Raw genomic sequence first — 13331 nt, 5'->3', positions numbered from 1 at the left:
CGCCCCATAAGAGAGCCACAATGACGACTCAACTAGTTGAAAAACGCCTAGCGCCTGAATTGATGATCCAAGACCTGGACGCATTTATGGCGAAGATTGAAGAGCTTGCAACCCTGTTAAAACTGGATCTGAGCTTTGCTCAGGCTGACCATATTGCGCTGCGTATTAATGATACTGAAACAGCGAAAGCCGCGCATGAAGCATGGAATCAATACGGTAAGGTGATTTCACAAGCGAAAATAAACGGTCGCCCAATCATCGTTATCGAATTCGACAAAGCGTTGGAAAGCCGTGGCTGGAAGATTGAGTGTCTGGAGCTGCCATATCCTGCGGAAGGCAAAATCTACCCAACTGAAAGCTGGGAACATGTGGAGTTTGTGATTCCGTCTCATGCCGAAACCGCAGATGAGTTTCTTGCTGATTTGAAACACACTTACCCAGCGTTTGGCGCGCGTTTTGATGAGTTAAAAGAACTGGGTGTGAAGATCAAATTGTCGAGCCCGAAAGGGGAAGGCGAACGCTTGAACAACCCAACCGTGGCGTTTAAGTACCAAGGCATTTGTATCAAGCTGCACCCGCATTCACTTAAGCGTATTGTGGAGTCTGAGCAGGCGTAAAACGCTAGAGTGAAAATTGCTGAGTTGCGAGAGGCAAAAAGGGAGCCGAGGCTCCCTTTCGTAAGCGAATCACTATTTAGCCGGTGACTTGCTTTTTGGGTTGGTAATGGAAAGCTTTTTGCCTTTCAACTCTTCGTCTAGAGTTAGTGTGAAAGTCTTTGGAAACGGCATTCGTTTACAATGATCCACTTTGTTCCTGACGATTGTAAGCAGGGCTTCCGTTGAAGAGTTTTGCTCTATTTTTAAGCTAAAGTCATCGTTCTTACTGCAGCCATTAGACTCGGCGATAAATGAAATTTGACTATCGCTAGTTCGGTACGCTTCAACCATGACGGCTTGATGTTCAGACTCTAGACCTTGCTGCGTTTCTGTATTTGCCGAGCAAGCGACTAAACTGATGGAGCTCAAGCCAAGCAGCATTGTTTTGAGTACATATTGCATCTTATTGTCCTTTTTTGCGACGCAGGAAAGGACCTGCGGCTAGCAACATTAGTAGGCTAATTGAGAAGCTGCCGCCTGAACTCGATGTTGTTGTTACGCTGCTCTCGCTAGTGTTATCTGAACTAACTGACATCTTGATATTGCGAATATACGCTTGCGCGTTGTAACCACCGCTAAACTCGTAGTTTTTCAGATAAGCAAAAGTAACCGTGTTTGACTTCCGGTAAAGATCGATAGAAAGTTCATTGTACTCAAGAAGCTGGCGAGTGTAGTCATACTCTTGGCCATTGACGTAAACGACAAAAACATCGAAACCATCTGACAAGACTTTAAAGTCCATTGATAGTTTGCCTTTTGGAAGATCGGTTAAATACAAGATGGATGCGCCAGCAGACGTTCCCATGTCTGCTGATTGAAGTTCACCATTTTCAGCGGTCCAAGCGTGTTCATTGGTGTACACGTTTGCGCCAGCTAGCGTAACGGCACTGCTCAATGAGCTGCTTGCTTTATCAATACCACTATATATTAAGGTAGTCGAAAGTTTAGATAGTTTCGGATGATCAGTAGAGACTTCAATCGTTTCAACTGAGTGCGAGTAGCTTGGGTAGTAGCCTACCGTAATTTGACAGCTCTGAGATGGTGCCAGTGTCGCAGTACAGGTATTTTTGGCGAGGCTGATTCCGCTTGTTAGGGTAACGCCCGTGATGTTAATTGGCGTATTCACCTCGTCATTACGAATAGTAAAGGTCTCTTGCTGCGCTTTTCGCTCAACGAAATGAAGATCTCGATACTGAGTGTAGCTGATAGTATTACGATGACTATCTATCCAGCCGTTGTGCTGAAAATGAGAGACGTTTGCGTAAACACCATAAGCATTTGGTTGAGCACATCCATCACCCCAACTGACCACCCCTAATAATTTGTTGATGCCGTTATCGTCAACGATGAGCGGACCGCCGCTATCTCCTTGGCAGCTATCTTTACCTCCCCAATAGTATCCGGCGCAAATGCCGTCATCTGATACATTAGAGTAATTTCCCGATAGGTTTTGGCAGGTAGTTCGATCTACGTATTCCAAATCAACTTGTTGTAAAACGGTTGGGTATACTCGGTCTGTCGTGGACGTATTTCCCCATCCAGCCACGTGCAACTTATCTCCTACGCGTACACTATCCAAAAGCTCTGGCGTTGCCAGATCGATAGTCGCGCTATCGACATTGCGTTCTAATTCGATAAGAGCGATGTCATTGTTCGTTGTATTACTGTTATATGCAGTATGCGAGTAGATATTGTTAACCGCGATGCGCTGCGCGTGAGACTCGTTGTTTTGATCATAAAGACCAAGAGCGATATCAATATCGTCCGCATTAAGACCTTCCACACAGTGCGCAGCAGTTAATACGTATTTTCCACCAAGGAAACTACCGCCGCAGAAGTGACCAATAGATGTTGGCTGTCCTTTACGGACCAGTGAAGCAATAAACTTCCAGTCGGAAGTATTAGCTGGCTCGCCGCCAATAATGCGAGTGGATACATCATTCTGAACAGGCTTAAGAGTATCTGCGATTGTGGTTGCTGGCAAAGTCAGCCCAATCAGAAAAGCCACTAACGTTTTTTTCATTTTAATTCCGTAATATTAACGTGGTTTATTATAAGGGGACCAAATGATAAACGGAATCATTCTCTCAGTAAATAGTTGTAGTGAAATGAAAAATTATAATATATCGGTTTAATTTTGATGGTTAGAGTCGGGGGATATCCCTGAAAAGATGAAACCCGCCAAGTTGGACGGGTTTCATTCTCGTTGTAACTAGTGCGGAGGGATTACAGGATCACTGTTTTATTTCCATAAACAAAGACGTGGTCGTTAATGACTTTATTCAACGCTTTGCTCAACACATTCTTTTCTACATCGCGTCCCGCTTGTGCCATATCTTGGGCATTGAATGTATGGTCGACAGGAATTACGTCTTGCTTGATGATCGGCCCTTCATCTAAATCATTAGTCACGAAGTGTGCCGTTGCACCGATGATTTTCACACCGCGATCGTAAGCTTGTTGATATGGCTTAGCGCCAATAAAAGCAGGTAAGAAGCTGTGATGAATATTAATGATTTTGTGGTGGTATTTCTCAACAAACGTAGGCGTCAATACGCGCATGTATTTAGCTAACACCAAAAAGTCAGCATCGTATTGGTCGATCACCTCTAACATCTTCTGCTCGTGTTCTTCACGGCTAAGGTTTTCATGGGTCACGTGGTGGTAAGGAATGTCGAAGCGTTCAGTGAGAGTTTGCAGTTTGTCGTAATTCCCTACCACAGCGGCGATCTCAACATCTAGGCTTCCGTCGTAGGTTTTCATCAGAATATCGCCTAAACAATGCGCTTCTTTTGTGACGAGAATGACGATGCGCTTACGGCGAGAGCCAACCAATTTACGCTTAGCACCTTGCGGGAGTGCTTGGTCCAAATCGGCAAGAAACGTTTGATCGTTGAAGTATCCCTCCAACTCCGTTCTCATGAAAAAGTGGCCACTGGTATTATCAACAAATTCGTTATTGTGAACGATGTTGAGTTGGTGCTTGTAACAGATGTTAGTGATTTTTGAGATGAGACCCGGGGCGTCAGAACAGTGGGTCAACAGTGTTTTCTTTTCCATAAATCAGGTACTTCCATGCATTAATATTTTAGCGTACGAATTTGTTATTATTCCCAGGCGGGTGTAACTGTACTGCCATGTTTCACCATAAATAATCTATTCTTACGTTGGTTTCAACAAAATATCCGTGCATCGCCGCAAGCTGGCCAGATTGTGGGCTGATGTCACTCCTATTCCTCTGATATACTCTCGATAATTTTTCAAACTCAATACCAAGCATGATCGCAAAAACTTTTTCCTCTGATGGCGCGTTAGGTAAGGCCATTCCTGGCTTTCAAGCTCGTCAGCCACAAATCGATATGGCGGAAGCCGTCAGTAGTGCGATCAAAGATCAAACCCAGTTGGTGGTGGAGGCAGGAACCGGAACCGGTAAGACCTTCGCATACCTAGTCCCTGCGCTGTTGAGTGGTAAAAAAGTGATCATCAGTACAGGCTCGAAAAACTTGCAAGAGCAGTTGTACCATCGGGACTTACCGCTCATGGTCAATGCGCTTGGTTTTTATGGTCAAGTGGCGTTATTAAAAGGGCGTTCTAATTATCTGTGTTTGGATCGCTTGAGCCGCCAAATGGTCGAAAGCCATACTAATGAATCTGACCCGACGCTATTAACTCAACTGGTTAAAGTGCGTGCTTGGTCATCAGAAACCAAAACAGGTGACCTTGGTGATTGTGATGATCTACCTGAAGACAGCATGATCATTCCGACCATCACTTCAACCAATGATAACTGTTTAGGTAAAGAGTGTCCGAGCTACACCGATTGCTTTGTATTGAAAGCGCGTAAGCGAGCCATGGATTCCGACATTGTTGTGGTGAACCATCACTTATTTCTTGCTGACTTAGCGATCAAAGAAACAGGATTTGGCGAACTGATCCCAGAAGCCGATGTGTTTATTTTTGATGAAGCTCATCAGTTGCCAGATATTGCGAGCGAATATTTCGGCCAGTCAGTTTCAAGCCGTCAAATTCATGATCTTGCCAAAGACATTGAAATAGCCTACCGCACCGAAGCCAAAGATATGCGTCAATTGCAAAAAGTGGGAGACAAACTCATGCAAAGCGCAATGGACATGCGGATTGTACTGGGTGAGCCTGGCTTTCGTGGCAACTGGCGTGAGGCGTTGCAATCAGGCTCTATTAAGCGAGAATTATTGCGCTTAACTGATAGCCTCGAATTGGCGATTGATGTACTCAAAATAGCCTTAGGGCGCAGTCAATTACTGGATACCGCCTTTGAACGAGCCAATTTGATCAAAGGCCGCATCGACCGGGTATGTGATGTCGATATTACCGGCTACTCATACTGGTACGATACCTCGCCTCGTCATTTCGCTCTGCACATTACGCCTCTTTCTGTCGCGGACAAGTTCCATGAGCAAATAGAGATTAAACAAGGCGCGTGGATTTTCACGTCAGCAACCCTAGCCGTATCGGGCGACTTCAAGCACTTTACTGAGCGCCTTGGCCTCAAGCCTACAAAGCAATTTTCTCTGCCGTCCCCCTTTGATTATCAAAAACAAGCGCGCCTTTGTGTGCCAAGGTATCTGCCAGAGCCAAACAGTAACGGCTTAGCGGATAAGTTAGTCCGAATGCTTGCTCCGGTGATTGAAGAAAATGATGGTCGCTGCTTCTTTTTATGTACCTCGCACAGCATGATGCGTGAACTAGGTGAGAAGTTCCGAGAAGTACTTGAGCTGCCTGTGTTAATGCAAGGGGAGATGAGTAAGCAGAAAACCTTGGCGGAGTTTATGGAACTGGGTAACGCTTTACTCGTGGCGACAGGTGCATTCTGGGAAGGGATTGATGTTAGAGGTGATGCGCTGAGCTGTGTTATTATCGACAAATTACCGTTTACCGCCCCTGACGATCCATTACTCAAAGCCCGTATCGAGGATTGTCGATTGCGTGGCGGTGAACCATTTGCTGAAGTACAAATCCCGGATGCAGTGATTACGTTAAAGCAGGGAGTAGGACGATTAATTCGAGATCAGAAGGATCACGGTGCGTTGATTATTTGTGATAATCGCCTCGTCACGCGAGACTACGGTGGTATTTTCCTCGGAAGCCTACCACCTATCCCAAGAACGCGAGACTTAGATGGAATCAAAGCATTCCTGAAAGCAGAACAATCTGTCACAGACGCAAGTGCTGAGGCATAACCCAATAAATGAGAGTTGTAGAGAGTTAAATGAGCGCAAAAATTCTTGCTATCGATACAGCGACTGAAAACTGTTCAGTTGCGTTGTTGGCTAATGATCAAGTGATTTCACGTAGCGCGGTTGCACCACGCGATCACACCAAAAAAGTACTGCCAATGGTTGATGAAGTACTAAAAGAAGCTGGCCTGACTCTACAAGAGCTAGATGCGTTAGCGTTTGGACGTGGTCCAGGTAGCTTTACTGGCGTTCGTATCGGTATTGGTATCGCACAAGGTTTGGCGTTCGGCGCTGACTTGCCTATGATCGGCGTTTCAACCCTGTCTGCAATGGCTCAAGGTAGCCATCGTTTACATGGTGTGACCAATGTCGCTGTGGCCATTGATGCACGTATGAGTGAAGTTTATTGGGCGCGCTATTCTCGTCAAGACAATGGTGAATGGGTTGGTATTGATGAAGAGTGTGTTATTCCACCAGCACGTCTAACTGAAGAAGCACAGGCAGACGACAAAATGTGGACGACAGCAGGTACTGGTTGGGATGCCTACCAAGAAGTATTAGCAGACCTACCGTTTAATTTGACGCATGGCGAGGTTCTGTACCCTGATTCACAAGACATCGTGATTCTTGCTGAACAAGAATTTAAAAAGGGTAATACTGTGCCGGTAGAAGATTCTAGCCCAGTTTATCTACGCGATAATGTGACATGGAAAAAACTTCCGGGCCGCGAATAATCCGTTTTTCATTAACCTGACAAAAAGCAGGGCATTTGCCCTGTATTTTTATGGAGCGTTATGGCGTCGATTAATGGCTTGCCTCCTTCACTGATCCCTGGTGCAAATCGCACTAATAAAGCCAGTCAAAAGAAGCAGGTAAATAAATCACAAACAAAGCAGCCTGTAGGTCAGCCTTCAAAGGTTGCTAACGCTGTGGCGCACTCCATAAAACACGTGGATGAGTCCCAAATTCACCGAGCTCAAGTGCAATATGACCTTCCTGAAGGGAGTGCACGTAAAGCGATGGAACAATACATGGATGTCATGAATCGAGCTAAAAAAGAGGAACTGGCTCAGTTACTTGGTGTCGATATTTACGTGTGAGTACTTTCCCCCAAGCAGGGATTACTAATATGAAAGGTGGTTTATGAAGGTTTTTGGACGGTTTTTTCTGGCATTATTTGCTACGGTTGGTTTGTCTGCGTGTAGCTCGTTGCCAGAGGAGTTAAATGCAAGCACAGAAGAAGTCGTTACTGATTATAAAGCTTTCGCTGAGTCTCAGGGGCAAGTGAGTGAAGATGTTCGTCTTGGTGGAATCATCGCTAAAGTGGATAACTTCAAAGATAAAACCCGTCTAGAGATCGTAAACCTACCAATCAGTAAATCTGGTAAACCGGATATTGATGAAGAGCCAACTGGACGATTTATTGCCTATTTTGATGGTTATTTAGAGCCTGTTGCCTTTAGTGAAGGTCGTTTGTTGACGGTTGTAGGTACAGGCGCCGGAGAAGAAGAAGGAAAGATTGGTGAGCACGAATACGTATTCCCGATCATTAAGGGGCAAGGCTACCGTTTGTGGAAAATTGAAGAACGTGTACGCATGTATGACTCGCCAACCTACTTTTACCCATGTTACTCGATTAACTGCCGCATGTGGCGTAATGATTTCCCACAAGACGGTAAAGTGATAAAACAGGTCAAATAATCTGCGATGCATGAGCGTCAATTCGAGCTTCCTGCCGGCAAAATGTCAGCCCTAGAGATAGGGAACGAGAAAACGGCTGACTTGTCAGTCGTTTTTCTTCATGGGTGGTTAGATAATGCGGGCAGCTTTAAAGCGCTCATGGAGCAGTTGAACCAACTTAATCCTCACTTACACCTCCTCGCCATCGATCATTTTGGTCACGGTTTATCGAGTCATAAATCTCACGATAACTATTACCCCTTTTACGACTATATTGCCGATTTATATCAGTTGTTGGACGAATTATCGCCAAACAGACTGATATTAGTAGGGCATTCACTTGGTGCTTTAATCGCAAGTTGCTATAGTGCTGCGTTTCCAGAGCAGGTCGAAGCTCTTGTGCAAATTGAGGGAGCGGGTCCTCTTACTGAAGATCCTGCTAACAGTTTGTCTCGTCTTCGTGATGGCATTTTAAGTCGAGTAAGACAGCACAACAAGCCAGAGCGAGCCATTGCCTCCTTCGATCTGGCGTTAAAATTACGCATGCAAGCCAACCAATTAACCGCTGAGCAGCTTCTGCCGATAGTCGAGCGAGGAACGGAGCAGCGAGGAGATAAATGGCATTGGCGGCATGATGCCAAGTTAAAATGTGCGTCGCTTTACCGAATGGCGCAAGCGCATGCTAACTCGATTACCAGCCAAATACGTTGTCCTCATTTGATCGTATTAGGCGATCAAGGATTTCAGAATTTACCATCTAACCAAGCTGATTGGGGAGAGAACCCGCCGCAAGTGGTTTCTGTCAAGGGTGGTCATCACTGTCATTTAGAGCAAATACTCGAGGTCGCAACGCGAATTCTTGGTGTAGTTAACAAAATTTAAACAAGTGTTTGAGAGTTGCGTGCTCAAGCACGTTCGCTGTGCTGTAATAGCTTTCAAAATAAAAAGGACGCTATTTTTTAGCCAGTTATAAACGAGGAGTAACATCGTGGATAAACCATGGCTTTCACGTTATCCAAGTGACGTACCTGAAACCATTAATCCAGAGCAATATGAGTCTTTGGTAGAAATGTTTGAGCAGTCTGTACAAAAATATGCAGACCAACCAGCATTCATGAACATGGGCTCGGTTATGACCTTCCGTAAATTGGAAGAGCGTAGTCGCGCATTCGCAGCGTATCTGCAAAACGAGTTAAAACTGCAAAAGGGTGACCGTGTTGCTCTGATGATGCCAAACCTACTGCAATACCCAGTGGCGTTGTTTGGTATTTTGCGTGCAGGTTGTATCGTCGTAAACGTTAACCCACTTTACACTCCTCGTGAACTTGAACACCAATTGAATGACTCAGGTGCGACGACGATTGTGATTGTATCTAACTTTGCGAACACGCTAGAACAAATCGTCGATAAAACACCAGTTAAACACGTGGTGTTAACCAGCCTTGGTCAAATGCTGCCACGAGCGAAAGGTACGATTGTCGATTTTGTCGTGAAGTATGTTAAGGGCATGGTGCCTAAGTACGATTTACCTGGTGCAATCTCAATGCGTCAGGCTCTACGTAAAGGTCGTCGTCTACAATACGTTAAACCGTTTATGTCTGGGGATGACATTGCATTCCTGCAATATACGGGGGGGACGACAGGCGTCGCGAAAGGTGCCATTCTGACTCACCGCAACATGATTGCGAACGTTCTACAGGCAAAAGGCGCGTACGGGCCGGTTTTATCTCCAGGCCGCGAATTGGTCGTGACAGCGCTACCGCTGTATCACGTATTTGCTCTTACCGTAAACTGTTTACTGTTTGTCGAAATGGGTGGCCGTAACCTACTTATTACGAACCCTAGAGATATTCCAGGGTTCGTGAAAGAGCTACAAAAGCATCCGTTTACTGCGATTACGGGCGTGAACACCTTATTTAATGCTTTGATCAACAACGAAGACTTCCACGAGTTGGATTTCAGTAACCTACGTTTAGCCGTTGGCGGCGGCATGGCAGTGCAGCGCTCAGTGGCAGAAAGATGGCAGAAGACCACTGGTTGTTACCTACTAGAAGGCTACGGCCTAACCGAGTGTTCTCCATTGGTTGCGGCATACCCGCATGACCTTGTTGAATACAATGGATCGATTGGTCTGCCTGTGCCATCAACAGAAGTTCGTATTGTGGACGAAGAAGGCAATGCGCTTCCGAATACTGAAACTGGTGAACTTCAAGTTCGTGGTCCTCAGGTTATGCAAGGCTACTGGCAACGACCTGAAGCAACGAAAGATACGATTAACGAAGACGGCTGGCTATCAACCGGCGACATTGTTAAGTTCGATGACGAAGGCTTCCTGCACATCGTTGACCGTAAGAAAGACATGATCTTGGTATCAGGCTTCAACGTTTACCCGAACGAAATCGAAGACGTTGTAGCGCTACACGGCAAAGTCCTTGAAGTGGCTGCTATTGGTCAACCGCACGAAGTCTCTGGTGAATTAGTGAAGATCTACGTCGTGAAGCGCGACCCGAGCTTGACCAAAGATGAAGTGATTACGCATTGTCGTCAGCACTTAACTGGCTACAAAGTGCCTAAGTTGGTTGAGTTCCGTGAAGACCTCCCTAAAACCAATGTCGGTAAGATCTTGCGCCGTGTTCTGCGTGAAGAGAACGACGCTGAACTCGCGAAGAAAAGCGCATAAGCCGATTTCGTCGAGTCGAGAGATTTAAAAAATGATAGAATGCCAGCGTTTTGCTGGCATTTTTTATAGCGAGAAGTATGTGAATTATCAAATTATTACCAAAAACAAAGACCTAGAAGAAGTTTGCATTCACGCCCGAGAGGCAGATGTAGTGATGCTGGATACCGAATTCGTCCGTATTCGCACTTTCTACCCGCAGTTAGGTCTGATTCAGCTTTTCGATGGTAATCGCCTCTCGCTGATTGATCCGACCGAATTAACGGATATGACGCCGTTCGTAGCGCTATTAAAAGATACTTCCGTGTTAAAAGTGCTGCATGCCTGCGGTGAAGATTTAGAAGTTTTCCAAAATGCATTTGGTTGTACGCCGTTCCCTATGGTAGATACTCAGTTGATGGCGGCCTTTCTTGGCCACGGTCTATCAACAGGCTTTGCAACGCTGGTGGAAGAATATTTAGGTGTTGAGCTAGACAAAAGTGAGTCACGTACTGACTGGATGGCCCGACCGTTGACGCAAAAGCAATTAGACTATGCTGCTGCAGACGTGCATTACTTGCTACCGTTATACGAGAAGCTGTTCGATAAGGTGACGCAAGCAGGTTGGTGGGAAGCCGTACAACAAGAAAGTGATTTGTTGGTTTCAAAACGCATTCGCTTCACTAATGAAGAGAATGCCTACCTTGATATTAAAGGTGCTTGGCAATTAAAACCTTCTGAACTGGCGATTTTAAAGCCTCTAGCGACGTGGCGCTACCGTGAAGCAATCAAACGAGATTTAGCGCTGAACTTTATCTTCAAAGAAGGTGACCTATTAACAGTCGCTCGTCTTGGCTTAACTAACTTTAAGAAGATGGAAGCGGAAGATATTGATATCCGAGCGATTAACCGCCATGGCGCGAAGATTGCCGCGATTGTTAAACAAGCGAAGCAAACACCTTCTGAAGAGTATCCAGCAAAAATTGAACGCTTAATGGATTATCCAGGTTACAAACAAGTCTTCAAAAATATGAAAGACATAGTGAAATCGGCGTCGCAGAAGTCTGGCTTAGCGACGGAGTTCCTTGCTTCTAAAAAGCAGATTAATCAGCTGATCAGTTGGGTGTGGAAAAAAGATCGCGATCCAGAAGTGTTGCCTGACTTGATGCAGGGCTGGCGCTTGGACCTGCTCGGCGACAAGATGAACAAAGCATTAAAGTAATAAAAGATTAAAAGGTTGGCCTCGGTGCCAACCTTTTTCATTCTAATCTGAGCATTCAATCTCGTGAGGAAAAGTGGTTTACTTCTCGTCGTCTGGTAGCTTCACATTGAGCTCAAGAACTGAGATATCGTCGTCTTTGTGCTCAAATGTTAAGTCAACCATATTTGGATCAATTGCCACGTACTTACTGATCACTTTCAGGATGTCTTCTTTCAATTGAGGCAAGTAAGAAGGCGCAGGATCATTTTGGCTGCGGCGCTCAGCAACAATGATTTGCAAACGCTCTTTAGCTAGATTCGCAGAAGTTTTCTTCTGTGGGCGGAAAAATTCTAATAATGACATGTCTAGCCTCCAAAGAGTCGTTTAAAGAGTCCTTTCTTCTCCTCAGTAAGGAAACGAAATTCAACCTGATTGCCTAATAAGCGATCAACGGTGTCAGAGTAAGCCATACCTGCATCGGTGTTATCGTCAAAAGTGACTGGCACACCTTTGTTTGACGCGTTAAGCACGGCTTGGCTTTCTGGAATCACGCCCAGTAGTGGAATATGTAAGATCTCCTCTACGTCCTCAACGCTTAGCATTTCGCCTTGAGTGACGCGAGATGGGTTGTAGCGAGTCAGTAGCAGGTGCTGTTTTACTGGCTCTAGCCCTTGTTCTGCGCGCAGGGACTTAGAATCTAAAATACCTAGAATGCGGTCAGAGTCACGCACAGAAGAGACTTCTGGATTCGTTGTGACAATGGCTTCATCGGCGTAGTACAAGGCCATCAATGCGCCTTGTTCGATACCTGCTGGTGAATCACAAATAATGAAATCAAAGCCCATTTCATCAAGTTCGCCGAATACGCGCTGAACACCATCTTTTGTCAGTGCGTCTTTATCACGAGTTTGAGAAGCAGGAAGAATGAATAGGTTGTCCGTGCGCTTATCTTTGATCAGCGCTTGGTTTAATGTCGCTTCGCCGTTAATGACGTTTACAAAGTCATACACGACACGGCGCTCACAGCCCATGATTAGGTCGAGGTTACGCAAACCGATATCAAAATCGATCACCGCGGTCTTTTTTCCCTTCAGAGCTAGACCAGAGGCGATGGCTGCGCTTGAAGTGGTTTTACCAACGCCACCTTTACCAGACGTTACTACAATAATGCGTGCCATTTTTTTTCCTTTTTAGATTAAATCGCGAGAACTTCTAAATGTAATGATTCATCGGCTTTACTGATCATTACTTTCTTTTGCCAGTACTCGCTTTCAATTTGATCGCTTAACCAGTAGTCACCCGCAATGGATACCAGTTCTGCTTGTAAATCGTGGCAAATAATACGCGCTTCCTGCTGACCACTTGCGCCTGCAATCGCACGGCCTCGAAGTGTGCCATGGATATGAATAGAGCCGTCAGCGATGACTTCAGCACCAGCACTTACGTGCGCTAACACCACCAAATCACCATCTTTCGCGTAGATCTGTTGTCCTGATCGAACAGGCGTGCGAACTACTTTCGTTGGTGCCATTTTGGCTGGCGCCTGGCTTGGTGATTTGCTTGCCGACATAATGGCGAAGCCAGCTTCGGAAGCAAGATTTTGTACACGCTTGTCTTTACAGCCCGTTACACCGACCGGAATAAAACCAGCATCTGAGATGCCTTGTTTAAGCTTAGGGAAATCAATGTCGCCTTGTACTTTTGCTATATTGATTACCAAAGGCGCGGATGCAAAAAAAGAAGGTGCTTGAGAAACTTTTTCTTGCAAAAATTCGACAGTCTTTGCGATCTCATTGTCAGAAAGGTGTAAAACTGACAATGTAAAACTGCTACCTTTAAGGTCTGGTGAATGGGTCATCGTGGACTTCTTGCCTTTATTGAAAGAGCGTTGCCTTAAACTAGGTCTGTCATGTTATATTTCA

The 13331-nt window shown here is 45.4% G+C and carries 14 protein-coding genes; 8 read left to right on the top strand and 6 right to left on the bottom strand.

Annotation, left to right across the window (positions count from 1 at the left end; genetic code table 11):
• Positions 1-20 precede the first annotated feature (20 nt).
• Positions 21-617, top strand: coding sequence for a VOC family protein (locus L3V30_RS06115; RefSeq protein ID WP_237308530.1), 597 nt, complete (start codon positions 21-23; stop codon positions 615-617).
• Between the two features lie 72 nt (positions 618-689).
• Here L3V30_RS06115 and L3V30_RS06110 read toward each other — a convergent pair whose 3' ends face one another.
• From L3V30_RS06110 to purU, 3 genes are all read right to left on the bottom strand, one after another.
• Positions 690-1058 (bottom strand): hypothetical protein, encoded by a 369-nt coding sequence (locus L3V30_RS06110; RefSeq protein WP_150918300.1) that lies wholly within the window; start codon positions 1056-1058, stop codon positions 690-692.
• A 1-nt stretch (position 1059) separates the two neighbouring features.
• On the bottom strand, positions 1060-2679 hold the full coding sequence (locus L3V30_RS06105) for a serine protease (protein WP_237308529.1): 1620 nt from the start codon (positions 2677-2679) through the stop codon (positions 1060-1062).
• Between the two features lie 203 nt (positions 2680-2882).
• Positions 2883-3716 (bottom strand): formyltetrahydrofolate deformylase, encoded by an 834-nt coding sequence (gene purU / locus L3V30_RS06100; protein ID WP_005382206.1) that lies wholly within the window; start codon positions 3714-3716, stop codon positions 2883-2885.
• A 218-nt stretch (positions 3717-3934) separates the two neighbouring features.
• Between purU and L3V30_RS06095 the strand changes: the two genes are divergently transcribed.
• From L3V30_RS06095 to rnd, 7 genes are all read left to right on the top strand, one after another.
• Positions 3935-5875, top strand: coding sequence for an ATP-dependent DNA helicase (locus tag L3V30_RS06095; RefSeq protein WP_005382210.1), 1941 nt, complete (start codon positions 3935-3937; stop codon positions 5873-5875).
• 29 nt (positions 5876-5904) lie between these two features.
• On the top strand, positions 5905-6606 hold the full coding sequence (gene tsaB / locus L3V30_RS06090) for a tRNA (adenosine(37)-N6)-threonylcarbamoyltransferase complex dimerization subunit type 1 TsaB (protein ID WP_237308528.1): 702 nt from the start codon (positions 5905-5907) through the stop codon (positions 6604-6606).
• Positions 6607-6666: 60 nt separating this feature from the next.
• Complete coding sequence (locus L3V30_RS06085; RefSeq protein ID WP_124008628.1) at positions 6667-6972, top strand: chromosome partitioning protein ParA; 306 nt, start codon at positions 6667-6669, stop codon at positions 6970-6972.
• 43 nt (positions 6973-7015) lie between these two features.
• Positions 7016-7573: a Slp family lipoprotein gene (locus tag L3V30_RS06080; RefSeq protein WP_237308527.1), complete on the top strand. Its 558-nt coding sequence runs from the start codon at positions 7016-7018 to the stop codon at positions 7571-7573.
• A gap of 6 nt (positions 7574-7579) precedes the next feature.
• Complete coding sequence (locus tag L3V30_RS06075) at positions 7580-8434, top strand: alpha/beta hydrolase (RefSeq protein WP_237308526.1); 855 nt, start codon at positions 7580-7582, stop codon at positions 8432-8434.
• 106 nt (positions 8435-8540) lie between these two features.
• Complete coding sequence (gene fadD / locus L3V30_RS06070) at positions 8541-10232, top strand: long-chain-fatty-acid--CoA ligase FadD (protein WP_237308525.1); 1692 nt, start codon at positions 8541-8543, stop codon at positions 10230-10232.
• A 79-nt stretch (positions 10233-10311) separates the two neighbouring features.
• Positions 10312-11430: a ribonuclease D gene (rnd, locus tag L3V30_RS06065; RefSeq protein WP_237308577.1), complete on the top strand. Its 1119-nt coding sequence runs from the start codon at positions 10312-10314 to the stop codon at positions 11428-11430.
• A 78-nt stretch (positions 11431-11508) separates the two neighbouring features.
• Here the strand turns inward: rnd and minE are convergent, their stop codons facing one another.
• The 3 genes from minE to minC are packed head-to-tail and all read right to left on the bottom strand — an operon-like array spanning position 11509 to position 13267.
• Positions 11509-11772, bottom strand: coding sequence for a cell division topological specificity factor MinE (gene minE / locus L3V30_RS06060; RefSeq protein WP_005396037.1), 264 nt, complete (start codon positions 11770-11772; stop codon positions 11509-11511).
• A 2-nt stretch (positions 11773-11774) separates the two neighbouring features.
• On the bottom strand, positions 11775-12587 hold the full coding sequence (gene minD, locus L3V30_RS06055) for a septum site-determining protein MinD (RefSeq protein ID WP_005388331.1): 813 nt from the start codon (positions 12585-12587) through the stop codon (positions 11775-11777).
• Positions 12588-12604: 17 nt separating this feature from the next.
• Positions 12605-13267 (bottom strand): septum site-determining protein MinC, encoded by a 663-nt coding sequence (minC, locus tag L3V30_RS06050; protein ID WP_005382304.1) that lies wholly within the window; start codon positions 13265-13267, stop codon positions 12605-12607.
• Positions 13268-13331 lie beyond the last annotated feature (64 nt).

Origin of the sequence: Vibrio sp. A1-1, from assembly GCF_021728175.1 — a bacterium.
GTDB classification, from domain to species: domain Bacteria; phylum Pseudomonadota; class Gammaproteobacteria; order Enterobacterales; family Vibrionaceae; genus Vibrio; species Vibrio diabolicus.
Note: the sequence above shows the minus strand (reverse complement) of the source record. Positions and strands in the feature narration are given on the sequence as shown.